This is a genomic window from Streptomyces sp. NBC_01481, assembly GCF_026339995.1.
Classification (GTDB): Bacteria; Actinomycetota; Actinomycetes; order Streptomycetales; family Streptomycetaceae; genus Streptomyces.
The window spans coordinates 1,469,020-1,492,212 of record NZ_JAPEPT010000001.1 but is presented as its reverse complement, the minus strand read 5'-3'; the positions used below and the strand labels follow the sequence as shown (position 1 = coordinate 1,492,212).

Here is a 23,193-nt window from a genome sequence, read left to right as displayed (position 1 = left end):
CGGTGCCGGCGCCGCGCCCCCTCCGTGGTCCCCACTCTTCCGTCTGCGCAGGTGACACCCCATCCGCGCGCGTACTCATCTCACCTACTAGGTACGGATACTCAGCCCTGCGCACTCATCCCCACCCGCGGAGCGCGGCGACTGGCTACGATCGCGTCCGTGTCCGTACTCCCTCTCGTCTTCACCAGCGGCTGGGCCAGCGGGATCAACGCCTATGCGGTGGTCCTCCTGTTGGGCGTCTTCGGCGCGGCCGGGCTCACCGACGAGGTGCCCGCGTCGCTTCAGCGCACGGATGTCCTGATCGTCGCCGGGGTGCTCTTTCTCTGCGAGGCGGTGGCGGACAAGATCCCGTACGTCGACTCGATATGGGACTCCGTGCACACCGTGGTCCGGCCGGTCGCGGGAGCGGTCGTGGCCGCGCTGCTGGCCGGGGAGAGCGGCTCGCTGCCGGAGCTCGCGGCGGGGGCGGTCGGCGGCTCGACCGCGCTGATGAGCCATCTGGTCAAGGCCGGCAGCAGGATGGCGATCAACGCCTCGCCCGAGCCGTTCAGCAATATCGCGGTGAGCACGGCGGAGGATCTGGGCGTCGCCGGGATCATCACCTTCGCGATATTCCATCCGGTGGCGGCAGCGGTCATCGCCGGGACGTTGCTCGCGCTCGGCATGGTGACAGTGGTCTTCCTGGCCTCGCGGATCCGCCGGTTCTGGCGGCGCCGGGCGCAGCGGCGGGTGGAGAGACGGCCGACGGCAGCGGCAGGGGTCGACAGACCGCCGTGGTGACCGGGCCGCCCGGACCGGCTGTCAGTGGCGGCCGATAGGGTCGCCGACATGGGACGGATTGCGGTGATCGGCGCCGGGATGGGCGCCATGGCGGCTGCCGCCCGGCTGGCCGTGGCAGGCCACCGGGTGACGGTGTACGAGCGCTCGGAGACGTACGGCGGCGCGGTGGGCCGGTACGAGCGCGAGGGCTTCGTCTTCGACACCGGTCCGGGTCTGCTCCATCTGCCCGCCGTCTGGCGGGACTTGTTCGTCAAGACCGGCAAGGAGCCGCTGGAGCAGTGCGTGGGGCTGGTCCAGGTGGACCCGTCGAGCCGTCACATCTTCGCGGACGGCGCGGCGGTGTCCTTGCCGAACGCCTCACGGGCCGGAATCGTCTCCGCGCTGGACGAGGCGCTGGGCTCGGGCGCGGGCGAGCGGTGGGGCGAGTTTCTGGGCCGGGCGCGGGACGCCTGGGAGCGCACGAGGCGGCCGCTGCTGGAGGAGCCTCTGCGCGGCGACTGGCAGGTGCTGGGACGCGACCCCTATCCGGCGCTGCGGCAGCGCAGGATGCTGCGCGCCCGGCAGGCGTCCACGGTCGCGGAGATCGGTGCCTGGGAGCTGGCCGACCCGCGGCTGGCGGCCCTGCTCGACGCCTGCGCGCTGGCGTACGGCCTGGATCCACGCCATGCTCCGGCGAGCGCCGCCCTGCTGCCGTACATGGAGCAGACCTTCGGCAGCTGGTACGTCGAGGGCGGGATGCGTGAGCTGGCCCGAGCCGTGTACGAGCGGTGTGCGGCCCGGAAGGTGCAGTTCGCCTTCGGGTCCGAGGTGACGCGGGTCCTGGAGAAGGACGGCCGGGCGGTCGGCGTCGAGCTGGCCGGTGGCGCGGTCGCCGGGGCCGATCATGTGGTGGCCGGCGTCGATGCCGCGGGGCTGGTCGGTCCTGGACTGTGGCGGGACAAGGACATAAAGCCCCAAAAGAGAACTGGGGACGAGCCGTTGCCGGGCCGGTTCACGGTGCTGCTCGCTCTGCGCGGGGCGCGCCCCGCATCGGCCGTCCACCGCACGGTGGTGCACTCCCCCGACGCGGGGGCGGAAGCGGCTGCGGTCTTCGGCGGACGGACCGAGGCGCGGCCCACGGTCACCGTGCTGCGGCCCGGCGATCCACGGACCACTCCCGACGACGAGCACGAGGCGGTCACCCTCACGGCCACGGTCACCGGACACGGCGGCGCGGTCGACTGGACGGACACGGCGCTGCGCGAGCGGTACGCCGACGCCCTGATCGAGGCCGCCGCCGCGGCCGTTCCGGAGATACGGGACCGGGTGCTGTGGCAGCAGATCCTCACGCCCGCCGAGACGGGTTCGCTGCTCGCGCCCGCGCTGGCGGGCGCCGGTGGGCGGTATCTGCACCCGGCGAACAGCACCCGGCTGCCGGGCCTGTATCTGGCGGGCGGCCACGCGCACCCCGGCGGCGGACTCGCGCGCGCGGGAATGTCGGGAGCGCTGGTCGCCGGTCTGATCGTGGAGGGCGCGGGCTTCCGCGGCTCTCAGTGACGACGCACTCGGACTTTCACTCGGGCTGACGGGGCGTCAGTAGCGGTACTGCTGCTCGTTGTAGCCGGTCCCGGTGTCATAGCCGTAGCCGTACGGCGAGGGCTGCTCCTGCGGCATCGGCGGCACCTGCTCGCCGTCGCGCTGCTGCGGGACCCACACCCCACCGGGCGGCGTCTCGCCGTGCTGAGGCTGCGCGTAGGGGTCGGCGTACTGCTGCTGGCCGCCGTAGCTGTCGTAGCTCTCGTACGCGTTGTACTGCTGGCCGCCGGCATACGGGTCGGAGTACGCGGCGTACTGCTGCTGCCCCGTCCCGTAGTCGTACTGCCCGGCGTAGGCCTCCTGGCCCGCCGGCTGCTGCTGCTGGTCGTAGCCGGAGTAGTAGTTGTCGTACATGCCGCCGTACTGGGCGTAGCTCTGGTCCGGCTGTTCCTGCTGCTGCTGTTGTTGCTGCGCCGCGTAGGCCGCTTCGCTGTACACGCCGTACTGCCCGGTGTCCTCCGGGAGCGGCTGCGGCTCGTAGACCGGCTCTGGATCGGGGTCCGCGGCCTCGTACGCGAGGTCGGAGACCTCCAGCGTGGGCTCGCGCGGCGGGGCGTCCGATCGGGGACCGGACTTGCGGCGGCGGCTCTCGCCCGGGCTGCCGCCGAGCGCCCAGCCGGTGGAGAAGCCGCGACGGAAGGAGAGGGTGACATATGTCTGGCCGAGCGCGAAGGCTATGGCGCCCACCGCGATCACCACGACGGAGGGCAGCAGTACGCCGAAGACCACACCGAGGAATCCGACGAAGGCGAGCAGCCGCCAGCGCAGCCGCGCCTTGTACTGCAGCAGCACCTCACCGAGCAGCCACAGCGCGACGACGCCGAACGCGATATAGAGGACCGTCCAGCCCATGCCCGCCCCTCTCCTACGGCCGCCGCCCCGGGTCGGGTCGGGTACGACCGATCACGACTGCCCGTGCAGTCCGAGATTCTCGTAGATTTCGAGCGTCGCCGTGGAGTTGTTGAGCGTAATGAAGTGCAGTCCGGGGACTTCCTCGGAGAGCAGCCGTGCACAGAACTCCGTTGCGTACTCGATCCCAATGGAGCGTACAGCGGCCGGATCCTCCTTGACGGTGAGGATCCTCTCTTTCAGGTCCGCCGGGAACGTGGCATTGCTGAGCTGCGCAAACCGCTCCAGCTGCCTCACGCTGGTGACCGGCATGATCTCCGGAATGATCGGCGTGCGGCAGCCCGCGGCCTCGACCCGGTCACGCAGCCGCAGATAGTCCTCGGGCTGGAAGAACATCTGCGTGATCGCGTAGTCGGCCCCGGCGCGGCACTTGTCGACGAAGTGGCGGATGTCGGCGTCCCAGTCCTGCGAGCGCGGATGCATCTCGGGGAAGGCCGCGACGCCGACGCAGAAGTCGCCGGACTCCTTGATCAGCCGGACGAGCTCGGCGGCGTACTTGACGCCCTCGGGGTGCTTGACCCACTCGCCCATGGGGTCACCGGGCGGGTCGCCCCGGACGGCGAGGATGTTGCGGATCCCCGCGTCGGCGTACTGGCCGATCATGTTGCGCAGCTCGGCGATGGAGTGGTTGACCGCCGTGAGGTGCGCGACCGGGGTCAGCGTGGTGTCGGCGGCGATCTGCTCGGTGGCCTTGACGGTGCCCGCGCGCGTGGATCCGCCGGCGCCGTAGGTCACGGATACGAAGTTCGGGGCGACTGCCTCCACCCTGCGCAGCGCGTTCCAGAGGTTCCGCTCGCCCTTCTCGGTCTTGGGCGCCCAGAACTCGAAAGAGTAGGACGTCTTACCGGTCGCAAGCAGGTCGCGCACAGTACGTGCGTGATCCGTCCTGGTCGAAGCTGTGCCAAGGGCCATACTCGCAGGTTATCCAGGGCCTGAGGGTCACCCAACCCGAGTCCACCCATCGGACAGCGAAATTCACCAAAAAGCCTACTGGCCGTAGGTCCGTATCCGCTTGGTGAGATCCGCGGCGGCGGCTGCCGGATCGTCGGCCTCGGTGATCGCACGTACGACGACGATCCTGCGGGCGCCCGCTTCGAGCACCTCGTCCAGATTGCCCGCGTCGATACCGCCGATCGCGAACCAGGGCCGGTCGGTCCCCAGCCCCGCCGCGTAGCGCACGAGGCCGAGCCCGGGTGCGTACCGCCCGGGCTTGGTGGGGGTGGGCCAGCAGGGTCCGGTGCAGAAGTAGTCCACGCCGGGCTCGACCGCGGCTGCGTCCACCTCGGACTCGGCGTGTGTGGAGCGGCCCATCAGGACGTCCTCGCCTAGGATCGCGCGGGCGGCGGGGACGGGGATGTCGCCCTGTCCGAGATGCAGCACGTCGGAGCCGATGGCGTGGGCGACGTCCGCGCGGTCGTTCACGGCGAGCAGCTTGCCGTGCCTGCGGCAGGCGTCGGCGAAGACCTGGAGGTGTTCGAGCTCCTCGGCCGCCTCCATGCCCTTGTCACGCAGCTGCACGATGTCGACCCCGGAGGAGAGCACGGCGTCGAGAAAGCCGGCGAGGTCGCCCTGCTTCTTCCGGGCGTCCGTGCACAGATAGAGCCGGGCGTCGGACAGCAGCTCACGAGCCGTGGACATGGGTGTTCCCCCCGTTGGGTCGGCGATGTGCGGGCGAGGGCCACTCGGCCTCTGCCCGCACACCGCGTGGTGTTGTCCTTCCGGCGTCCGGGGCGCCGAGAACCGGACGCTCAGGACTCCGGAAACCAGGTCAGACGGCGAGCGCCTGGGCCCGGCGCTTCACCTCCGTGCCGCGATTCTCGCTGAGCGCCTGCGCGGGCGTGCCCGGCAGGCTCGGGTCGGGAGTGAAGAGCCACTCCAGCATCTCTTCGTCGGTGAAGCCGTCGTCCCTCAGGAGGGTCAGGGTCCCGGCGAGACCCTTGACCACCTTGTTGCCGTCGATGAAGGCGGCAGGCACCTGAAGCGCCCGGTTCTCACCACGGCGCACGGCGATCAGCTGGCCTTCCTTGACCAACTGCCGTACGCGTGTCACCTCGACATCGAGCATTTCCGCGATGTCGGGAAGGTGGAGCCAGGCGGGGACGAGAGCATCGATCTTTGCGTCAATCTCGGTCACAGGACAAGCGTGCCATCCCGGACTGACAGTCGGTACCCGGGCCCTGCCCGGACTACGTCTGTGCCGCCGTCTTCAGAGGGACGGACGGGTCGGTCGCGAGGTCCGCATCCAGCCGTGCGCCGGCCAGGATGAGCTTGCGTCCCTGCGCCAGATCGCGGGCCCTGCCGACGGCGAGGAGTGCGACCAGGGCGCCCTCGCGCAGCCAGAGCACCGTCCAGGCGGCGCCCGCCGGATCGCCGCGCCACACCATCGTGTCGGCGGTGGCGTGGTGGCCCGCGTACTGCACGAAACGGCCGAACTGCTCGGACCAGAAGTACGGCACCGGGTCGTAGATCTGCTCCGGCTCCCGGCGAGCGCTCGCGATGACGTTGGCGGCCACCGTGCGCGGCCCCTGGAGGGCGTTGTCCCAGTGGTGCACGAGCAGCCGTTCGCCGTAACGGCCGGACGGGAAGGAGGCGCAGTCGCCGACCGCGTACACATCGGGCAGCGAGGTGCGCAGATGCTCGTCCGCGGTGATTGCGCCGTCCGGGCCGAGGACGATGCCGGAGCCCGCGAGCCAGCCGGTGGCGGGGCGTGCGCCGATGCCGACGACCACGGCTCCGGCCGCGAGCTCACGTCCGTCGGCGAGGATCACCGTTCCGGGCTCGATACCGGCCACGCGCGCGTGGGTGATGAGTTCGACGCCGTACTGCGCGTACCAGTCGGTCATCGGGGCGGCGACCTCTGCCGGCAGGGCGCCCGCGAGGGGCCGGTCGGCCGCCTCGACGACCGTGACCGTGCAGCCGGCCTCGCGGGCGGCCGTGGCGAATTCCGCGCCGATCCAGCCCGCGCCGACGACCACCATGTCGTTCTGCTCGGCCAGGACCGGGCGCAGCCGTGCGGCATCGTCGAGGGTGCGCAGCAGATGAACCCCGGCAACGCCCTCGGCGCCCGGCAGCGTGATCGGCTCGGCGCCGCTGGCGATGACCAGGACGTCGTACGGGACGGCTCCTGCCTCGGTGTCCAGTTCATGATCGCCCGGGCGCACGCCCTGCACCTCGCAGCCCAGCCGCAGCTCGATGCCGAGCGCCTCGAAGTCGACCTCGAAGGCCGAACCCTCGGCCTTGCCGAGGAGGATCGCCTTGGAGAGGGGCGGCCTGTCGTACGGCTGATGGGGCTCGGCGCCGATCAGGGTGACGGGTCCGGTGAAGCCCTGCTCGCGCAGGGCCACGGCGGTTTGGACCCCGGCCATTCCCGCGCCGACGACGACCACGCGCCGCGATTCCTGTGCTGTCTGCTGCTGCTCGCTCACCCTGCAACCTTACGCATCTGACGATCCGTCAGGAAGCGTGTTCGGCGACGCCCGTGCCGCCGCCCGCCGGCGACCGCCACAGCGCCTGCTCCCTTACTGCGAGTTGAGGGCTGGGGTTAGGGTGGCCACCGTAAGGCACTCGCGGGAGCCCGGACGCACCGGGCTGAGAGGGAGGCTGGGCGGCCTCCGACCGTACGAACCTGATCCGGGTCATGCCGGCGAAGGGAGGGGCTGGACGCCCATGTCGCGTATTTCCGAAACGCACACGTCAGACGTCCTCGTCATCGGGGGCGGAATCATCGGCCTGGTCACAGCCTGGCGAACCGCACAGCGCGGACTGCGGGTCGCGCTCGCCGATCCCGAGCCGGGCGGCGGGGCCGCACAGGTGGCCGCGGGCATGCTCGCCGCCGTCACCGAACTGCACTACGGCGAGCAGACACTGCTCGGCCTCAATCTGGAATCGGGGCGCCGCTATCCGGCCTTCGTCGCCGAGCTGGAGGAGGCGAGCGGGCAGTCGGTCGGCTACCGCGCATGCGGCACGCTCGCCGTCGCACTCGACGCCGACGACCGGGCGCATCTGCGTGAACTGCATGCCCTGCAGCACCGGTCCGGCCTGGAGTCGGAATGGCTGAGCGGGCGCGAATGCCGTCGCCTCGAACCGATGCTCGCGCCCGGCGTACGCGGGGGCCTGCGGGTGGACGGCGACCATCAGGTCGATCCGCGACGGCTGGCAGGGGCGCTCGTGACGGCCTGCGAGCGCGCCGGGGTGATCTTCCACCGGGGCTGGGCCGAACGGCTTTCGGTGGTACGTGACCGGGCGGCCGGAGCCGTACTGACGGACGGCGAGGAGCTCACCGCGGACCAGGTCGTCCTGGCGGGCGGCAGCCTCAGCGGCAGGCTGGGCGGTGTACCGGCAGAGGTGCTTCCCCCCGTACGGCCGGTGAAGGGCCAGGTCCTACGGCTGACCGTGCCGACCGCGTACGCCCCCTTCCTGTCCCGGACCGTGCGGGCCGTCGTGCGCGGAAGCGATGTCTATCTGGTGCCGCGCGAGAACGGCGAGCTGGTGATCGGCGCGACGAGCGAGGAGCTCGGCTGGGACAGGACGGTCACCGCCGGCGGGGTCTACGAGCTGCTGCGCGACGCGCACGAACTGGTGCCCGGCATCACCGAGCTGCCGCTCACCGAGACCCGCGCGGGGCTGCGGCCCGCCTCTCCCGACAATGCGCCGCTGCTCGGCCCGAGCGCCCTGCCCGGTCTCCATCTGGCCACCGGCCACTACCGCAACGGGGTGCTCCTGACCCCCGTCACCGGCGATGTGCTGGCCGAGCTGCTGGTCACCGGCGTGCTGCCGGACGAGGCGCGCGCCTTCACGCCGCTGCGTTTCTCTCCCGTGCGTCTGGAGCAGCCCGCATGAACGTCTCCGTCAACGGCGAGGCCCGCGAGCTCGCCGCCGGAACCACCCTGGACACCCTGGTCGGCGCCCTCACGTCCGCGCCGTCCGGGGTCGCCGCAGCCGTCAACGAGGCGGTCGTCCCACGCAGCCAGTGGTCGGGCACGCTGCTCGGCGACGGCGATCGCGTCGAGGTTCTCACCGCCGTGCAGGGAGGCTGAGCGCATGGCCGACGACCGTCTGACCATCGGCGACACCGCGTTCAACTCCCGGCTGATCATGGGGACGGGCGGGGCGCCCAGCCTCGACACACTCGAACGCTCCCTCGCCGCGAGCGGCACAGAACTCACCACCGTCGCGATGCGCCGCCTCGACCCGACCGTCCAGGGCTCCGTCCTGTCCGTCCTGGAGAAGCTGAACATCCGCGTCCTGCCCAATACGGCGGGCTGCTTCACCGCGGGCGAGGCCGTCCTGACCGCGCGTCTCGCGCGTGAGGCGCTAGGAACGGACTGGATCAAGCTGGAGGTCGTCGCGGACGAGCGCACACTGCTTCCGGATCCGATCGAGCTGCTGGAGGCCGCCGAGACCCTGGTCGACGACGGCTTCACCGTGCTGCCGTACACCAACGACGACCCGGTGCTCGCCCGGAAGCTTCAGGACGTGGGCTGTGCGGCGATCATGCCGCTGGGCTCGCCGATCGGCTCCGGCCTGGGCATCCGCAACCCGCACAACTTCCAGCTGATCGTCGAGCACGCGCGCGTGCCGGTGATTCTGGACGCCGGGGCCGGTACGGCGTCCGACGCCGCGCTCGCGATGGAGCTGGGCTGCGCGGCGGTGATGCTGGCATCGGCGGTCACCCGGGCGCAGGAGCCGGTGCTGATGGCGGAGGCGATGCGGCACGCGGTGGAGGCGGGGCGGCTGGCGCGGCGGGCGGGGCGGATTCCGCGGCGGCACTTCGCGGAGGCGTCGTCGCCGGTCGAGGGCCGGGCGGTCCTGGACCCGGAACGCCCGGCGTTCTGACCGCTGCGCGGGGGTTTTCCCCTACCCGCCCCTTCCCGAACTGGGGGCAAGCCCCCAGACCCCTGCGCCCGCTTCGCGGCGCGGACCGGGGCTCCGCCCCGGACCCCGTATGCGACCTTCGGCCGCATGTCCTCATACGCCGGACGGGCTGAATATGCGGCCCAGCCGCACGTTCAGCCCCGTGGGGGTCCCCCCGGACGAAGTCTGAGGGAGTTTGAGGCGCGGGGGTTCGGGGGCGGAGCCCCCGCAAGGTGTCTGGGGCGGAGCCCCCCACGCGGCGGAGCCGCAAAATGTCACAGCGGGAAGGGGCGGGGTGGGGGAAAGCCCGCCGCAGGCGCACGGGGCCCGGGGGCGACCCCCGGACAGGGCCCCGCGTCACAGCTCGGCTGCAGTACCGCTCCGGTCCCACCCCACCGCATCCGCCCCGTCAGCCATGACTCGTAGAATCTCCCGCGTGGATACGACCCTCAAGGACCCCCTCGTCGGGCAGGTGCTCGACGGCCGCTACCGCGTCGACGCGCGCATCGCAGTCGGCGGTATGGCCACGGTCTACCGGGCCGTCGACACCCGGCTCGACCGGGTGCTCGCGCTCAAGGTGATGCACCCCGCCCTCGCCACTGACGCCTCCTTCGTGGAGCGCTTCATCCGCGAGGCCAAGTCCGTGGCGCGCCTCGCCCACCCCAATGTGGTCGCGGTCTTCGACCAGGGCGCCGAGGGTGCGTACGTCTACCTGGCCATGGAGTACGTCGCGGGCTGCACACTCCGCGACGTACTGCGCGAGCGCGGGGCGCTCCAGCCGCGGGCGGCGCTCGACATCCTGGAGCCCGTGCTGGCGGCGCTCGGCGCGGCGCACCGGGCCGGGTTCGTCCACCGGGACATGAAGCCGGAGAACGTGCTGATAGGGGACGACGGCCGGGTCAAGGTCGCCGACTTCGGTCTCGTGCGCGCGGTCGGCTCGGTCACCAACACCACCGGCACGGTCCTGGGCACGGTCTCGTATCTCGCTCCAGAACAGATCGAGTACGGCACGTCCGACACCCGGGCCGACGTGTACGCCTGCGGGGTCGTCCTCTACGAGATGCTGACCGGCTCCAAGCCGCACTCCGGAGACACCCCCGCCCAGGTCCTGTTCCAGCATATGAACGAGGACATGCCGGCGCCCTCCGCGCTGGTGCCGGGGCTCGCCGTCGAGCTCGACGAGCTCGTTGCGAGCGCCACCGCCCGCAATCCGGAGGTGCGCCCTTACGACGCGGTCGCGCTGCTGGCACAGGCGCGCGCGGCCCGGGCCCCGCTCAGCGACGAGCAGCTGGACCTGGTGCCGCCGCAGGCACTGGCGGCCGATGAGGCCCAGGCCTCTGCCGCAGGGCTCGCGCCCGCCTCGGAGGACGCCACCAGCGTGATCCCCCGCGTGCTCCCCCGCGAGGAGCCCGGGGTCAACCACACCGCCCGGCTGACGATGCCGCCTCCGGAACCGCCGGAGCCGTCCCGGCCGACGGGGCGCCGCGCCGTCCCCCGGCGCGGCCTGCTCGCCGCCCTGGTCGCGGTGCTGCTCGCGCTCGGCGTGGGCGCGGGCGTCTGGTACATCAATTCCGGGCAGTTCACCCGGGTCCCGGCCCTGATCGGCAAGACGGAGAAGGACGCCAGGCAGGAGCTGAAGAGCGCCGGACTCGATGTGAAGAAGGTCCGGTACGACTTCAGCGAAACGGTCCAGCGCGGCACAGTCATCAAGACCGACCCCGGGACGAATGAGCGCATCCGCGGCAACGACTCGGTGACCGTCTTCGTCTCGCGCGGCCCCGAGATCGTCCGGGTCCCCGACGTCAGGGGCAAGCCACTCGCCCAGGCCGAAAGCGAGCTGGAGAAGGCCGGTCTCGCACCGGGAGTGGTCACCAAGGAGTTCAGCGAGGAGATCGAGCAGGGGGCGGTGATCAGCACGGACCCGGCTTCCGGGACCCGCCGCAGCCCCGATTCCGCCGTCGCCGTCGTCGTCAGCAGGGGTGCGCCGATCGACGTCCCGGATGTGACCGGTGAGTCGGTGGACGACGCCACGAGTCAGCTGACGGGTGCGGGCTTCAAGGTCAAGATCGCCTCCGAGCAGATCAACTCCCCGGAGGAGGCGGGCTCCGTCGCCGAGCAGTCCGCGGCCGAGGGCACCCAGCTGGCCCGCGGCGACACCGTCACGCTGACGGTCTCCAAGGGCCCCCGCATGCTCGACGTCCCCGATGTCGTCGGTCTGAAGGTCGACGAGGCCACGAGCAAGCTGGAGTCGGCGGGCTTCGAGGTCAAGGTCGACAAGAGCTTCCCCTTCCTCGGCGACACGGTCGAGAGCCAGTCCGTCGCGGCGGACCAGCAGGCACCCGAGGGCAGCACGATCACCATCAAGACCAAGGGACTGTAGTTCTCATGCGCAACCCCGTCGGCGGCCATGTCCCCGTGGCCGGCGGCCTCGCCACAACCGGTCTCGCGTACGCCCGTGAGCTGGCGGCGGAGACCGTCCAGGTCTTCGTCGCCAATCCGCGCGGCTGGGCGACGCCGGCCGGAAATCCGGCGCAGGACGAGCGGTTCCGCGCCGAGTGCGCCGCCGAGGGGATCTCGGCATACGTCCATGCCCCGTATCTGATCAACTTCGGCTCGCACACCGAAGCGACCGCGGACAAGTCCGTGGAGTCGCTGCGGCACTCGCTGCGCCGGGGGCGCGAGATCGGCGCGAAGGGTGTGGTCGTGCACACCGGCTCGGCGACCGGCGGCCGGGCCCGTGAGGTGGCGCTCGCGCAAGTACGGGAGCGCATGCTGCCGCTGCTCGACGAACTGACCCACGACGACGACCCGTTCCTGCTGCTCGAGTCGACGGCGGGCCAGGGCTTCTCGCTCTGCTCGCGCACCTGGGACTTCGGCCCGTACTTCGAGGCGCTCGACGAGCATCCCAGGCTGGGCGTCTGTCTGGACACCTGCCACATCTTCGCGGCGGGACACGATCTGGCGGGCCCGGACGGGATGGCGAAGACGCTGGATCTGCTGGTGGGGACGGTCGGCGAGGGGCGGCTCAAGCTGATTCACGCCAATGACTCCAAGGATGTGGCGGGCGCCCACAAGGACCGTCACGAGAACATCGGCGCAGGTCATATAGGCGAGGAGCCGTTCCGGGAGCTGATGCGGCATCCGGCGACCGAGGGCGTACCGCTGATCATCGAGACTCCCGGCGGCAAGGAGGGGCACGCGGCGGATGTGGCGCGGCTGAAGAAACTCCGCTGAGCGAGCTTGATTGAGGAATACCCCGGGGGGGTATACGGTTTCTGCTGTCGACAGGAACCGCTACCTGACGTTGGGGGCTTCTCATGCAGCACGACACCCACAGCGAGCACGCTCACCACGCGCCCACGCACGAGGGTCACGGCACGGTCAGCTGGTCGACGGCCGCCCAGGCGACGCTGCACTGTCTCACCGGCTGTGCCATCGGCGAGGTGCTCGGCATGGTCATCGGCACCGCGCTGGGCTGGGGAAACGTGCCGACGATGGTCCTCGCGATCGCCCTGGCCTTCGTCTTCGGCTACTCATTCACCCTGCGTGGCGTCCTCAGGGCCGGAGTCGGCTTCAGGACCGCCTTCCGGGTCGCCCTCGCCGCCGACACCCTCTCCATCGCCGTGATGGAGCTGATCGACAATGGCGTGATCGCCCTCTGGCCGAACGCCATGGACGCGCATCTCGCGGACCTGCTCTTCTGGGGCGCGCTCGCCATCTCGCTGGCCGTCGCCTTCGTGGTTGCCACACCCGTCAACAAGTGGATGATCGGCCGCGGTAAGGGCCACGCGGTGGTGCACCAGTACCACCGCTGAAGCGCACAGCCGCGACGCCCCCTCAGGACGATGCGGACGGCCCGGCGTGAGCGGCGGCCACTCGCTCCACCCGGGGCCGCCAGTGCTCCAGGCCCGCCACCCGCAAGCCCACGACCTTCCCCGCGTCGTCGGCGCGGCGCAGCGCGAGGCCCGCGGCAAAGTCGGGATCCGCCTCAAACGCGGCCTGCTCCCCGGGCGTCATCGGCCCGCCCTGGAGCGTGAGCGTGCGCGCGCTCTCCGGGGACAGTCCGGCCGCGTGCTCCTGATCGGCAGCCGCCAGATACCGCTTGGCGGGGATGTGGAGCGCGACCAGCCGAGCGACTCTCGATCCCAGCAGGCCACGGACCGCTTCGGCGGCGTGCTCGCCGTGCTCCGCCTCGTCACCGGGCACCAGGTAGTGTCCGATGTCGTGCACAAGGCCTGCGACCTGCAGTTCCTCGTCGTGTGGGTGACGATCCGCCAAGACGGCGGCGACCTGCAGACCGTGGTCGAGGATGTCCACCGGGTCGCCCGAACGGTCCGGGGTGTCCCAGACGTCCTCGCAGTCGGCCAGCATGACTATCAGCCCGTCCACGGACAGCGATCGGTCCCGGTTCATCGTCACTTCCTCGTCATGACACATGCGACTGCTTCTCACCGGGACCAGAATCTGCCGCACACGGCTGTCCACGGTGTGAACGCCGGGCATCCACGCGGTGCCACGCTCCAGGGCCTGATCCAAACGACGCGCCCTAGAGTTCGGGGCCGTCCCCGGGCTCTTCCTGGTAGGAGTAGCGCTGCTCGCGCCACGGGTCGCCGAGATTGTGATAGCCGCGCTCCTCCCAGAAGCCACGGCGGTCGGCCGTCATGTACTCCACGCCCCGGACCCATTTGGGCCCCTTCCAGGCGTACAGATGCGGCACCACTAGACGCAGCGGAAAGCCGTGCTCCGCGGTGAGCAGCTCACCGTCCTTGTGCGTCGCGAAGATCGTGCGGTCCGCGACGAAGTCGGAGAGCCGCATATTGGCGCTGAATCCGTACTCGGCCCAGACCATGACATGGGTGGCGTTCGCTGCCGGCGGGGCGAGCTCCACGATCGTACGGGCGGGCACACCACCCCATTCGGACCCCAGCATGCTGAACTTCGTCACGCAGTGCAGATCAGCGACGACCGTGGAGAAGGGCAGCGCCGAGAACTCCTCATGCGTCCAGCAGCGTTTGTCGCCGTCCGCCGTGGCGCCGAAGACCCTGAACTCCCAGCGGTCCGGCTTGAATTTGGGTACGGGCCCATAGTGAGTGACCGGCCAGCCACGCTGCAGTCGCTGCCCCGGCGGAAGCTCGGACTCCTCTGACGCGCGGTATTCCCGGCTCTCCGGCTGACCCATGCCTTCAATGGTGACAGACCTGGAGGGGTGGTCATGACCAGGTCTGAGCCGATTCGGGCAACTCCTACTAAGCATGCACTTACTGGACTGCCCCGTGCCTCGGTGCGAGGATGCGCGCACCTGCCCCAGTCACACGCGCGGAAGGAGCCTCTGCGATGCAGGGCGACCCCGAGGTCATCGAGTTCCTCAATGAGCAGCTGACTGCCGAGCTGACCGCGATCAACCAGTATTTCCTGCACGCGAAGATGCAGGAGAACTTCGGCTGGACGAAGCTCGCGAAGTACACCCGGGCCGAGTCCTTCGACGAGATGAAGCACGCGGAGGTACTGACCGACCGCATCCTCTTCCTCGACGGCCTGCCGAACTACCAGCGGCTCTTCCATGTGCGCGTCGGTCAGACGGTGACCGAGATGTTCCAGGCCGACCGGCAGGTCGAGGTGGAGGCGATCGACCGCCTCAAGCGCGGCATCGAGGTGATGCGGGCCAAGGGCGACATCACGTCCGCGAACATCTTCGAGTCGATCCTGGAGGACGAGGAGCACCACATCGACTATCTCGACACACAGCTGGAGCTGGTGGAGAAGCTCGGTGAGGCGCTGTACATCGCGCAGCTGATCGAGCAGCCGGAGAGCTAGGCCGGGCAGTCAGGAGTCAGCCGAGCCGCAATTACGCGGCTTCGCTGAGCTCGGGCTGAGCGGCCGACTGGGTGTCGGCGGCCAGTACGGTCGCGCCGTCGCCCTGCTCGAGCAGTTCCCGGCGGGGGCAGGCACCACGACCCAGGAGCCCCTGAATACGGCGCACGCACGATCCGCAGTCGGTACCGGCCTTGGAGACCGACGCGATCTGGCGGGGAGTGCAGGCACCGGCATCCGCGTGTTCCTTCACCTGCTTCTCGGTGATGCCGAAGCACGAGCAGACGTACACGCGGTTCACCTCCCGGGCGGGATCGATGGGTGGCGCCTTTCCCGATGATCGGTGAGGCTAACCTAACCTTACCCGGCGGGGCGGGTCCGTAAAAGCCCCGGATATGCCGATGGGGCGCGGATCACATCGATCCGCGCCCCACCGTCGTTGATCCGTCACTACGGGTCCGCCTACTGGTCCCGGTACATCTCCGCGACCAGGAAGGCCAGGTCCAGGGACTGGCTGCGGTTCAGTCGCGGGTCACAGGCCGTCTCGTAGCGCTGGTGCAGATCGTCGACGAAGATCTCGTCGCCGCCGCCCACGCACTCGGTGACATCGTCACCGGTGAGCTCGACATGGATGCCGCCCGGGTGCGTGCCGAGGGCCTTGTGGACCTCGAAGAAGCCCTTGACCTCGTCGAGCACGTCGTCGAAGCGGCGGGTCTTGTGACCGGATGCCGCCTCGAAGGTGTTGCCGTGCATCGGGTCGGTCACCCAGGCCACCGTGGCACCGGAGGCCGTGACCTTCTCGACCAGCTCGGGGAGCTTGTCGCGGACCTTGTCGGCGCCCATACGGACGACGAAGGTCAGCCGACCCGGCTCGCGGTCGGGGTCGAGCTTCTCGATGTACTGCAGCGCCTCGTCGACCGTGGTCGTCGGGCCGAGCTTCACACCGATCGGGTTGCGGATCCGCGAGGCGAACTCGATGTGCGCGCCGTCGAGCTGTCGGGTGCGCTCACCGATCCAGACCATGTGGCCGGAGGTGTTGTACAGCTGGCCGGTCCGCGAGTCGGTGCGGGTCAGCGCGCCTTCGTAGTCGAGCAGCAGCGCCTCGTGAGAGGAGTAGAACTCGACCGTGCGGAACTCCGCCGGGTCGGTGCCGCATGCCTTCATGAAGTTCAGCGCGTTGTCGATCTCCCGCGCGAGCTGCTCGTAGCGCTGCCCGGAGGGGGACGACTTCACGAAGTCCTGGTTCCAGGCGTGCACCTGGCGCAGGTCGGCGTAGCCGCCGGTGGTGAAGGCGCGCACCAGATTGAGCGTCGCGGCGGAGGCGTTGTACATCCGCTTGAGGCGCTCGGGGTCCGGGATCCGGGCGGCCTCGGTGAAGTCGAAGCCGTTGACGGAGTCGCCCCGGTAGGTGGGCAGCGTCACGCCGTCGCGGGTCTCGGTCGGCTTGGAGCGCGGCTTGGAGTACTGGCCGGCGATACGGCCGACCTTGACCACGGGCACGGACGCGGCATAGGTGAGCACCGCGCCCATCTGCAGCAGGGTCTTGAGCTTGTTGCGGATGTGGTCGGCGGACACGGCGTCGAAGGCCTCGGCGCAGTCGCCGCCCTGGAGCAGGAACGCCTCGCCCTTGGCGACGGCTCCCATCCGGGCGCGCAGCTGGTCGCACTCGCCCGCGAAGACGAGCGGCGGATACGACTCGAGGTCCGCGACGACATCGCGCAGAGCCTCGGCATCGGGGTACTCGGGCTGCTGCGCCGCGGGCAGGTCTCGCCAGGTGTTGCCACCGACAGCGGTGGTCTTAGCGTTCACGGTCACCCTGACCACAGTACGGGGTCGTGTCGGCCGTCCATTCCGCTGCTCAGTAGATGAGACGAATGCGTCAGGCCGCACAGTCGGGGAAACGGCATCGGGTAGGGTTCGGCGCATGTTCGCGCATTCGACTCAGAACTGGTGGTGGACCGCACATCCGGCGGCCCACTGACTGATCGCGCGCAACAGGATCGCGAAGGCCGCCCGAGGGGCGGCCTTCAGTGTTTCCCGGTCCGGGGACAGCGGCCGTTCCTCCCACCCGGAAGGAACACCCCGGATGCCCATCAGCCGACTGCTCGACGACGACTGCCCTCCCTTCGCCCTGCTGCGCAGGCGCACTCCCGGCCGCGACCACGACACCGTCGAGGTCCTGATCGGCGCGGTGCACGAGGCGGAGCGGATTGCCGACATCCCCGCCACCGACCGTCCCTCGCTCGCCCTGGTCCCGTTCCGCCAGATCAGGGAGCGCGGCTTCGACGTACGCGACGACGGGACGCCGCTGTCCGTGCTCGTGGCCGACGAATCGTACGAACTCCCCCTCGCCGACGCCCTGTCGCAGCTTCCCGCCCATGACGTACGGGTCGCGGACGGGGCCTTCGACGTCGGCGACGAGGAGTACGCGGGCATCGTCCGGCGCGTCATCGAGGACGAGATCGGCCGGGGCGAGGGCGCGAACTTCGTCATCCGCCGCACCTACACCGGCCGCATCCCCGGCTTCGGCCGGGCCGACGCGCTTGCCCTGTTCCGGCGGCTGCTCGACGGCGAGCGCGGTGCGTACTGGACCTTCGTCGTGCACACCGGCGAGCGCACCCTCGTCGGGGCCAGCCCCGAGGTCCATGTCCGGATGAGTGGAGGCACCGTCGTGATGAACCCCATCAGCGGCACCTTCCGCTATCCGCCCGTGGGCCCCACCGCCGAGGCACTGCTCCGCTTCCTGGAGGACCGCAAGGAGCGCGACGAGCTCTCCATGGTCGTCGACGAGGAGCTGAAGATGATGTGCACCGTCGGCGACATGGGCGGCGTCGTCGTCGGGCCCCGGCTCAAGGAGATGGCTCATCTCGCGCACACGGAGTACGAGTTGAGGGGCAAGAGTTCCCTCGATGTACGGGACGTGCTGCGGGAGACCATGTTCGCGGCGACGGTCACCGGCTCGCCCGTGCAGAACGCCTGCCGCGTCATCGAGCGCCACGAGGTGGGCGGGCGCGGCTACTACGCGGGTGCTCTCGCGCTGATCGGCAGGGACGCGGGCGGGGCGCAGACCCTCGACTCCCCGATCCTGATCCGTACCGCCGACATCGACGCCGACGGGGCCTTGCGAGTGCCGGTCGGGGCCACGCTGGTACGGCACTCCGACCCGGAGGGCGAGGTCGCCGAGACGCACGCCAAGGCGGCGGGGGTGCTGGCCGCGCTGGGGGTTCGCCCGGGGCGGCCACGCGAGGACGCCGGGCGGCCGGGGCTCGCCGACGACCCCAGGGTGCGGGCCGCGCTCGACGCCCGCCGCGCCGACCTCGCGCCCTTCTGGCTGCGAATGCAGGAGCGGTCCGCGCAGCTGTCGGGCCACGCCCTGGTCGTCGACGGCGAGGACACCTTCACCGCGATGCTGGCGCATCTGCTGCGCTCCACCGGCCTGGAGGTGACCGTACGACGGTACGACGAGCCGGGCCTGCGCGAGAGGGTGCTCGCGCACCCGGGGCCGGTGGTACTGGGACCCGGCCCGGGCGATCCGGGCGACGCCGCCGACCCGAAGATGCGCTTCCTGCGCGCGCTCGCCGCGGAGCTGATGCGCGATCACCGCCACGGGCTGCTCGGTGTCTGCCTCGGCCATGAGCTGATGGCCGCGGAGCTGGGCCTGGAGATCGTACGGAAGGACACGCCGTACCAGGGGACGCAGGAGCGTATCGACTTCTTCGGGCGCGAGGAGACGGTGGGGTTCTACAACAGCTTTACGGCGCGGTGCGATGACGCGGCGGCGGTGGAACTGGGGGCCCGGGGGGTCGAGGTCGCGCGCGATGCGGTGTCGGCGGAGGTGCACGCGGTGCGGGGCGCGGGCTTTGCGGGGATCCAGTTCCACCCGGAGTCGGTGCTGACGCTGCGGGGGCCGGAGGTGGTGCGGGGGCTGGTCGCGTCGATGACGGGGGCGGCGGGGCGGGCCTGATTTTTCCCCACCCCGCCCTCCCCCTACGGCCTGGCGGCCGTGGGAGGTACCCCCATCCCGTAACCAAGGGGCTTCGCCCCCTGGACCCCCGTACGCGCTTCTGGGGGTCCCCCCACGCCCACAGGGCGTAGGGGGAGTGTCCTCAAACGCCGGACGGGCTGAAGTGTGCGGCCGAGCCGCACACCCAGCCCCGCCTGCGATTGAGGCGCGGGGTCTGGGGCGGAGCCCCAGCCTCAGCCGAAGAAGACCCCGACCTCCTCGTACAGCCTCGGGTCCACCGTCTTCAGCTTCGCCGTGGCCTCGGCAATCGGCACCCGCACAATGTCCGTGCCCTGCAGCGCCACCATCTTCCCGAAGTCCCCGTCCCGCACCGCGTCAATCGCGTGCAGCCCGAAGCGCGTCGCCAGCCAGCGGTCGAACGCGCTCGGGGTGCCGCCGCGCTGGACATGGCCGAGGACCGTGGTGCGGGCCTCCTTGCCCGTTCGCCGCTCGATCTCCTTGGCCAGCCACTCACCGACTCCGGAGAGCCGGACATGACCGAAGGAGTCGAGCGAGCCGTCCTTGAGCACCGCCTCGCCGTCCTTGGGCATGGCGCCCTCGGCGACCACCACGATCGGTGCGTAGCTGGCCTTGAAACGCGAGGTCACCCAGGCGCAGACCTGGTCGACGTCGAAGCGCTGCTCGGGAATGAGGATGACATTGGCGCCGCCGGCGAGACCGGAGTGCAGGGCGATCCAGCCCGCGTGCCGCCCCATCACCTCCACCACGAGGACACGCATATGGGATTCGGCGGTGGTGTGGAGCCGGTCGATCGCCTCGGTCGCGATGCCGACCGCCGTGTTGAAGCCGAAGGTGTAGTCCGTGGCGGACAGGTCGTTGTCGATGGTCTTCGGCACACCGACGCACTTGATGCCGTACTCGTCGTAGAGCCGCGCGGCCACACCGAGGGTGTCCTCGCCGCCGATCGCGATCAGGGCGTCGACCTCGTTCTTGGCGAGGTTGTCCTTGATGCGGCGGATGCCGTTCTCCGCATTGAGGGGGTTGGTGCGCGAAGAGCCGAGGATGGTGCCGCCGCGGGGCAGAATGCCGCGTACGGCCGGGATGTCGAGCGCAACCGTGTCGCCTTCGAGGGGGCCGCGCCAGCCGTCGCGATAGCCGACGAACTCGTATCCGTACTCCTGCACGCCCTTGCGGACGACGCCACGGATGACCGCATTGAGCCCGGGGCAGTCGCCGCCCCCGGTCAGTACTCCGACGCGCATGGAAACTTCCCTTCGCCTGGTGAGCCGTAGGACCGCCACGCTAATGGTGATCCAGGTCACTAAGGGATGGGGCGAAGGGTCAATTCCTCTTCGTCATGCGGCGGTTGACGCCCGTCTTTCACCCGTACGAGTAGCGACCGAAGGGCGGGAAGGTCACGCGTCGTCCAGGCCGCGCTCGATCGCGTACCGCACGAGCTCCACGCGGTTGTGCAACTGGAGCTTGCCGAGGGTGTTCTGGACGTGGTTCTGGACGGTGCGGTGGGAGATGACCAGACGCTCGGCGATCTGCTTGTACGAGAGCCCCTTGGCGACGAGCCGCAGCACCTCGGTCTCGCGCTCGGTCAGCTGCGGGGCCTTCGGCTCGTCCCCGCCGGACGACGGCGCGGGCTCGGAGGCCAGTCGGCGGTACTCACCGAGCACCAGGCCTGCGAGGCCCGGCGTGAAGACCGGATCGCCGACGGCGGTGCGCCGCACGGCGTCCGTCAGCTCCTCCGTACTCGCCGACTTGAGCAGATAGCCCGTGGCCCCGGACTTCACCGCCTCCAGCACGTCCGCGTGCTCACCACTCGCAGAGAGCACCAGGACCCGCAGGCCTGGGTGGGAGCCGACGAGCTCCTTGCACACCTGGACGCCGGGCATCCCGGGGAGGTTGAGGTCGAGGACGAGTACGTCGGGTGTGACGGCGCGGGCGCGGCGCACGGCCTGCGGGCCGTCACCGGCGGTCGCGACCACGTCGAACCCGGCCGCACCCAGATCCCGGGCGACGGCGTCCCGCCACATCGGGTGGTCGTCGACGACCATCACCCTGATCGTCTGCTGCTCCGTCATTTCTCTGCCTTCCCCCGTGGAACCTTCAACTCGACTTCTGTGCCCTGGCCCGGGACGGAGATCAGCTCCGCCGAACCGCCCAACTCCCGCAGCCGCCCGCGGATCGACAGGGCGACTCCGAGCCTGCCCTCGCCCTCCGCCTGCGCCAGCCTGCCCTCCGGGATGCCCGGGCCGTCGTCCCGTACCGTCACGATCACCTCGTCCGGCCAGTCCTCGACCAGGATCCAGGCCTGGGCGTCCTGACCCGCATGTCTGGTGACATTGTCCAGGGCGGCACTGACAGCGGCGGCCAGCTCCGCGGCCGCGGCGGCCGGAAGCAGGACCGGAGCGCCCGGCTCGGAGAGCGTCACCTTCGACCCGGCGTGGTGGGCCAGCAGCGACCGCAGATCCTGGAGTTCGGGCCCGCCGGACGGTTCGTCGTCCACATCGACCGTGCGGACCACCGCGCCCTGCGAGGCGTCCTGTGACGCGCGCATCGTGGGAACCAGACCGCTGGAGACCAGGGTGCGCAGCGCAACCTCCTGCTCCCCCGCCATCCGTCCGAGCTCCGCGGCCTCGCCGCCCAGAGCCGTACCGCGTCGCTGCACCATCGCCAGCACCTGGAGCACGCTGTCGTGGATGTCGCGGGCCAGGCGCTCCCGCTCGCGGGTCGCCGCCTCGATCTCCAGGGCGCGGGCGAGGGTGCGCTCGGAGGCGCGGGCGACCTCGACGACGTAGCCGATGGCGATGGAGGCGACCCAGACCAGCAGGACGTTGTGGAACGTGTCCCGGCTGGGCTCGCCGCGCTCGATGATGTTGGCCACGGCGACGAAGGACGAGGCAAAGCCCGCCCAGCGCCAGCCGCCCTTGAGGGCGAAGGCGAGGACGGAACCCGCGGTCCAAATCGTCGGCAGGGTGGGCCCGTCGACGTGCTGCGCCTGGAAGTCGGCGAGCGGGGTGAGCAGTATGCCGGTGAGCGCGATGGTGAGATCGGCGATCAGGAACCGCTTGGTGCAGCGGGTCGCGTTGGCCACCTTGGGCAGCGTGACCAGCGTCCATACGCTCATCACCGCGAGGAAGGCGATCGCCACCCAGGGGCGCTCGAACTTGTCCGGGATGAAGGCGAACAGCAGAACCGCGTAGATCATGGTCAGTACGCGGTATCCGGCGAGCGCACGCCACAGCGGCAGCTCGACCGACATCCGCACGACACGCTCGCGCTTGGCCATTTCCCCCACCCCAGGACGGACTGCGCGGCTACGCGGCCGGCCTGCCCGTCGTCTCTTCCGTGTCCGGCTTCTCCGCCTCGGCTGCCCTCTCTGCCTTCTCCGCTGCCTTCGCGGCGGCCTTTTCGGCCTTCTCCGCCTCCGCGATCTGACGCTTCGCGGCGGTCGCGTAGATGTCGACGTACTCCTGGCCCGAGAGCTTCATGATCTCGTACATGACCTCGTCGGTCACCGAGCGCAGGATGAAGCGGTCGTGCTCCATGCCCTGGTAGCGGCTGAAGTCGAGCGGCTTGCCGATCCGGATCCCCGGGCGCATCAGCTTGGGGACCACCTTGCCGGGCGGCTGGATCTTCTCGGTGTCGATCATCGCGACCGGGATGACCGGAGCGCCCGTCGCGAGCGCCACGCGCGCGAGGCCGCCGGGCTTGCCGCGGTAGAGACGGCCGTCCGGGGAGCGGGTGCCCTCCGGGTAGATGCCGAACAGCCCGCCGCCCTCGATGACCTCGATACCGGCCTTGATCGCCGCCTCGCCCGCGCCTCGGGCCCCCGAGCGGTCCACCGGGAGCTGGCCGACGCCCTTGAAGAAGGCGGCGGTGAGCCTGCCCTTCACCCCCGGCGAGGTGAAGTACTCCGCCTTGGCGATGAAGGTGACCTTGCGGTCGAGCACCGCGGGGAGGAAGAAGGAGTCCGAGAAGGACAGATGATTGCTTGCGAGGATCGCCGGTCCGTCGGCGGGAATGTTCTCCAGTCCCTCCACCCAGGGCCTGAAGGCAAGCTTCAGCGAGCCTCCGATGGAGAACTTCATTGCGCCGTAGATCAACTCTGGTGCCTCCTGTGTGCTGTCGAACAGACCTTAACCCGAGGCGGGCCAGGGATCCCTGTGCTGGGGGGCCTTCGGACCTGGTCGGTGTCAGTCCGGTCGCGTACGGTGAAGTACACCTTCACGACACTGACGCTGTGCCTGACCGGGGCCTGCCACATCAGCGGCCATGCCGCGGGCCCCGAA

24 protein-coding genes and 1 riboswitch are annotated in these 23,193 nt (G+C 70.3%); of the genes, 11 read left to right on the top strand and 13 right to left on the bottom strand.

The features are described 5' to 3' along the window. Positions 1-159 precede the first annotated feature (159 nt). Both OOK40_RS06865 and OOK40_RS06860 read left to right on the top strand, forming a co-directional pair. A complete protein-coding gene (locus OOK40_RS06865) occupies positions 160-780 on the top strand; it encodes a DUF4126 domain-containing protein (protein WP_266477350.1) in 621 nt (206 codons plus the stop codon). A gap of 48 nt (positions 781-828) precedes the next feature. Continuing rightward, positions 829-2,316, top strand: coding sequence for an NAD(P)/FAD-dependent oxidoreductase (locus OOK40_RS06860; protein ID WP_266477348.1), 1,488 nt, complete (start codon positions 829-831; stop codon positions 2,314-2,316). A gap of 36 nt (positions 2,317-2,352) precedes the next feature. Here the strand turns inward: OOK40_RS06860 and OOK40_RS06855 are convergent, their stop codons facing one another. From OOK40_RS06855 to OOK40_RS06835, 5 genes are all read right to left on the bottom strand, one after another. Then, a complete protein-coding gene (locus OOK40_RS06855; RefSeq protein ID WP_266477347.1) occupies positions 2,353-3,207 on the bottom strand; it encodes a hypothetical protein in 855 nt (284 codons plus the stop codon). Between the two features lie 51 nt (positions 3,208-3,258). Beyond that, the gene (metF, locus tag OOK40_RS06850; protein ID WP_266477345.1) at positions 3,259-4,176 is read right to left on the bottom strand and encodes a methylenetetrahydrofolate reductase [NAD(P)H]; all 918 of its coding nucleotides are present in this window, start codon (positions 4,174-4,176) and stop codon (positions 3,259-3,261) included. Positions 4,177-4,251: 75 nt separating this feature from the next. Further along, on the bottom strand, positions 4,252-4,902 hold the full coding sequence (thiE, locus tag OOK40_RS06845) for a thiamine phosphate synthase (RefSeq protein WP_266477343.1): 651 nt from the start codon (positions 4,900-4,902) through the stop codon (positions 4,252-4,254). 130 nt (positions 4,903-5,032) lie between these two features. Further along, positions 5,033-5,398, bottom strand: a complete 366-nt coding sequence (locus OOK40_RS06840) for an Rv2175c family DNA-binding protein (protein WP_266477341.1) — start codon at positions 5,396-5,398, stop codon at positions 5,033-5,035. 52 nt (positions 5,399-5,450) lie between these two features. Then, positions 5,451-6,629, bottom strand: a complete 1,179-nt coding sequence (locus OOK40_RS06835; RefSeq protein WP_266478969.1) for an NAD(P)/FAD-dependent oxidoreductase — start codon at positions 6,627-6,629, stop codon at positions 5,451-5,453. 191 nt (positions 6,630-6,820) lie between these two features. Continuing rightward, positions 6,821-6,933, top strand: a riboswitch (TPP riboswitch). Here OOK40_RS06835 and thiO point away from each other — a divergent pair. From thiO to OOK40_RS06805, 6 genes are all read left to right on the top strand, one after another. Continuing rightward, on the top strand, positions 6,931-8,103 hold the full coding sequence (gene thiO, locus OOK40_RS06830; protein ID WP_266477339.1) for a glycine oxidase ThiO: 1,173 nt from the start codon (positions 6,931-6,933) through the stop codon (positions 8,101-8,103). It overlaps the preceding riboswitch by 3 nt. After that, positions 8,100-8,300, top strand: a complete 201-nt coding sequence (thiS, locus tag OOK40_RS06825) for a sulfur carrier protein ThiS (RefSeq protein WP_266477337.1) — start codon at positions 8,100-8,102, stop codon at positions 8,298-8,300. The genes thiO and thiS overlap by 4 nt, the downstream gene beginning before the upstream one ends. Before the next feature lie 4 nt (positions 8,301-8,304). Next, positions 8,305-9,099, top strand: a complete 795-nt coding sequence (locus OOK40_RS06820; protein WP_266477335.1) for a thiazole synthase — start codon at positions 8,305-8,307, stop codon at positions 9,097-9,099. 454 nt (positions 9,100-9,553) lie between these two features. Beyond that, positions 9,554-11,497: a Stk1 family PASTA domain-containing Ser/Thr kinase gene (pknB, locus tag OOK40_RS06815; protein ID WP_266477333.1), complete on the top strand. Its 1,944-nt coding sequence runs from the start codon at positions 9,554-9,556 to the stop codon at positions 11,495-11,497. 5 nt (positions 11,498-11,502) lie between these two features. Beyond that, on the top strand, positions 11,503-12,351 hold the full coding sequence (locus OOK40_RS06810) for a deoxyribonuclease IV (protein ID WP_266477331.1): 849 nt from the start codon (positions 11,503-11,505) through the stop codon (positions 12,349-12,351). Positions 12,352-12,434: 83 nt separating this feature from the next. Further along, positions 12,435-12,932 (top strand): DUF4396 domain-containing protein, encoded by a 498-nt coding sequence (locus OOK40_RS06805; RefSeq protein WP_266477329.1) that lies wholly within the window; start codon positions 12,435-12,437, stop codon positions 12,930-12,932. Positions 12,933-12,954: 22 nt separating this feature from the next. Here the strand turns inward: OOK40_RS06805 and OOK40_RS06800 are convergent, their stop codons facing one another. Continuing rightward, on the bottom strand, positions 12,955-13,530 hold the full coding sequence (locus tag OOK40_RS06800; protein WP_266477328.1) for an HD domain-containing protein: 576 nt from the start codon (positions 13,528-13,530) through the stop codon (positions 12,955-12,957). A 133-nt stretch (positions 13,531-13,663) separates the two neighbouring features. Next, on the bottom strand, positions 13,664-14,296 hold the full coding sequence (locus OOK40_RS06795) for a sulfite oxidase-like oxidoreductase (protein WP_266477327.1): 633 nt from the start codon (positions 14,294-14,296) through the stop codon (positions 13,664-13,666). Between the two features lie 155 nt (positions 14,297-14,451). Between OOK40_RS06795 and bfr the strand changes: the two genes are divergently transcribed. Further along, positions 14,452-14,931: a bacterioferritin gene (bfr, locus tag OOK40_RS06790; protein WP_142216594.1), complete on the top strand. Its 480-nt coding sequence runs from the start codon at positions 14,452-14,454 to the stop codon at positions 14,929-14,931. Between the two features lie 31 nt (positions 14,932-14,962). Here the strand turns inward: bfr and OOK40_RS06785 are convergent, their stop codons facing one another. Further along, the gene (locus OOK40_RS06785) at positions 14,963-15,229 is read right to left on the bottom strand and encodes a bacterioferritin-associated ferredoxin (RefSeq protein ID WP_266477324.1); all 267 of its coding nucleotides are present in this window, start codon (positions 15,227-15,229) and stop codon (positions 14,963-14,965) included. A gap of 161 nt (positions 15,230-15,390) precedes the next feature. Then, on the bottom strand, positions 15,391-16,743 hold the full coding sequence (locus OOK40_RS06780; RefSeq protein ID WP_266477322.1) for a class II 3-deoxy-7-phosphoheptulonate synthase: 1,353 nt from the start codon (positions 16,741-16,743) through the stop codon (positions 15,391-15,393). A gap of 109 nt (positions 16,744-16,852) precedes the next feature. Between OOK40_RS06780 and OOK40_RS35420 the strand changes: the two genes are divergently transcribed. Together OOK40_RS35420 and OOK40_RS06775 are read left to right on the top strand one after the other, a co-directional pair. Beyond that, the gene (locus OOK40_RS35420) at positions 16,853-16,909 is read left to right on the top strand and encodes a trp operon leader peptide (RefSeq protein ID WP_071528813.1); all 57 of its coding nucleotides are present in this window, start codon (positions 16,853-16,855) and stop codon (positions 16,907-16,909) included. A gap of 105 nt (positions 16,910-17,014) precedes the next feature. Further along, entirely contained in the window at positions 17,015-18,892 is a 1,878-nt protein-coding gene (locus OOK40_RS06775) for an anthranilate synthase family protein (protein ID WP_266477321.1), read from the top strand. A gap of 233 nt (positions 18,893-19,125) precedes the next feature. Here the strand turns inward: OOK40_RS06775 and OOK40_RS06770 are convergent, their stop codons facing one another. The 4 genes from OOK40_RS06770 to OOK40_RS06755 form a co-directional block, all read right to left on the bottom strand. Further along, positions 19,126-20,154 carry a 6-phosphofructokinase gene (locus OOK40_RS06770; protein WP_266477320.1) on the bottom strand — a complete coding sequence of 343 codons (1,029 nt, stop codon included), beginning with the start codon at positions 20,152-20,154 and terminating at the stop codon, positions 19,126-19,128. A gap of 153 nt (positions 20,155-20,307) precedes the next feature. Then, positions 20,308-20,982, bottom strand: coding sequence for a response regulator transcription factor (locus tag OOK40_RS06765; protein ID WP_266477318.1), 675 nt, complete (start codon positions 20,980-20,982; stop codon positions 20,308-20,310). After that, positions 20,979-22,190, bottom strand: coding sequence for a MacS family sensor histidine kinase (locus OOK40_RS06760; RefSeq protein WP_266477317.1), 1,212 nt, complete (start codon positions 22,188-22,190; stop codon positions 20,979-20,981). The genes OOK40_RS06765 and OOK40_RS06760 overlap by 4 nt, the downstream gene beginning before the upstream one ends. A 28-nt stretch (positions 22,191-22,218) precedes the next feature. Then, positions 22,219-22,992 (bottom strand): 1-acyl-sn-glycerol-3-phosphate acyltransferase, encoded by a 774-nt coding sequence (locus OOK40_RS06755; RefSeq protein ID WP_266478966.1) that lies wholly within the window; start codon positions 22,990-22,992, stop codon positions 22,219-22,221. Positions 22,993-23,193: the final 201 nt, after the last annotated feature.

Coding starts and splice junctions, on each gene's coding strand:
- OOK40_RS06860 (WP_266477348.1), top strand. CDS start 829: ATGGGACGGATTGCGGTGATCGGCGCCGGGATGGGCGCCATGGCGGCT.
- OOK40_RS06855 (WP_266477347.1), bottom strand. CDS start 3,207: ATGGGCTGGACGGTCCTCTATATCGCGTTCGGCGTCGTCGCGCTGTGG.
- metF (WP_266477345.1), bottom strand. CDS start 4,176: ATGGCCCTTGGCACAGCTTCGACCAGGACGGATCACGCACGTACTGTG.
- thiE (WP_266477343.1), bottom strand. CDS start 4,902: ATGTCCACGGCTCGTGAGCTGCTGTCCGACGCCCGGCTCTATCTGTGC.
- OOK40_RS06835 (WP_266478969.1), bottom strand. CDS start 6,629: ATGGCCGGGGTCCAAACCGCCGTGGCCCTGCGCGAGCAGGGCTTCACC.
- thiO (WP_266477339.1), top strand. CDS start 6,931: ATGTCGCGTATTTCCGAAACGCACACGTCAGACGTCCTCGTCATCGGG.
- thiS (WP_266477337.1), top strand. CDS start 8,100: ATGAACGTCTCCGTCAACGGCGAGGCCCGCGAGCTCGCCGCCGGAACC.
- OOK40_RS06820 (WP_266477335.1), top strand. CDS start 8,305: ATGGCCGACGACCGTCTGACCATCGGCGACACCGCGTTCAACTCCCGG.
- OOK40_RS06810 (WP_266477331.1), top strand. CDS start 11,503: ATGCGCAACCCCGTCGGCGGCCATGTCCCCGTGGCCGGCGGCCTCGCC.
- OOK40_RS06805 (WP_266477329.1), top strand. CDS start 12,435: ATGCAGCACGACACCCACAGCGAGCACGCTCACCACGCGCCCACGCAC.
- OOK40_RS06800 (WP_266477328.1), bottom strand. CDS start 13,530: ATGAACCGGGACCGATCGCTGTCCGTGGACGGGCTGATAGTCATGCTG.
- OOK40_RS06795 (WP_266477327.1), bottom strand. CDS start 14,296: ATGGGTCAGCCGGAGAGCCGGGAATACCGCGCGTCAGAGGAGTCCGAG.
- bfr (WP_142216594.1), top strand. CDS start 14,452: ATGCAGGGCGACCCCGAGGTCATCGAGTTCCTCAATGAGCAGCTGACT.
- OOK40_RS06775 (WP_266477321.1), top strand. CDS start 17,015: ATGCCCATCAGCCGACTGCTCGACGACGACTGCCCTCCCTTCGCCCTG.
- OOK40_RS06770 (WP_266477320.1), bottom strand. CDS start 20,154: ATGCGCGTCGGAGTACTGACCGGGGGCGGCGACTGCCCCGGGCTCAAT.
- OOK40_RS06765 (WP_266477318.1), bottom strand. CDS start 20,982: ATGACGGAGCAGCAGACGATCAGGGTGATGGTCGTCGACGACCACCCG.
- OOK40_RS06760 (WP_266477317.1), bottom strand. CDS start 22,190: ATGGCCAAGCGCGAGCGTGTCGTGCGGATGTCGGTCGAGCTGCCGCTG.
- OOK40_RS06755 (WP_266478966.1), bottom strand. CDS start 22,992: ATGAAGTTCTCCATCGGAGGCTCGCTGAAGCTTGCCTTCAGGCCCTGG.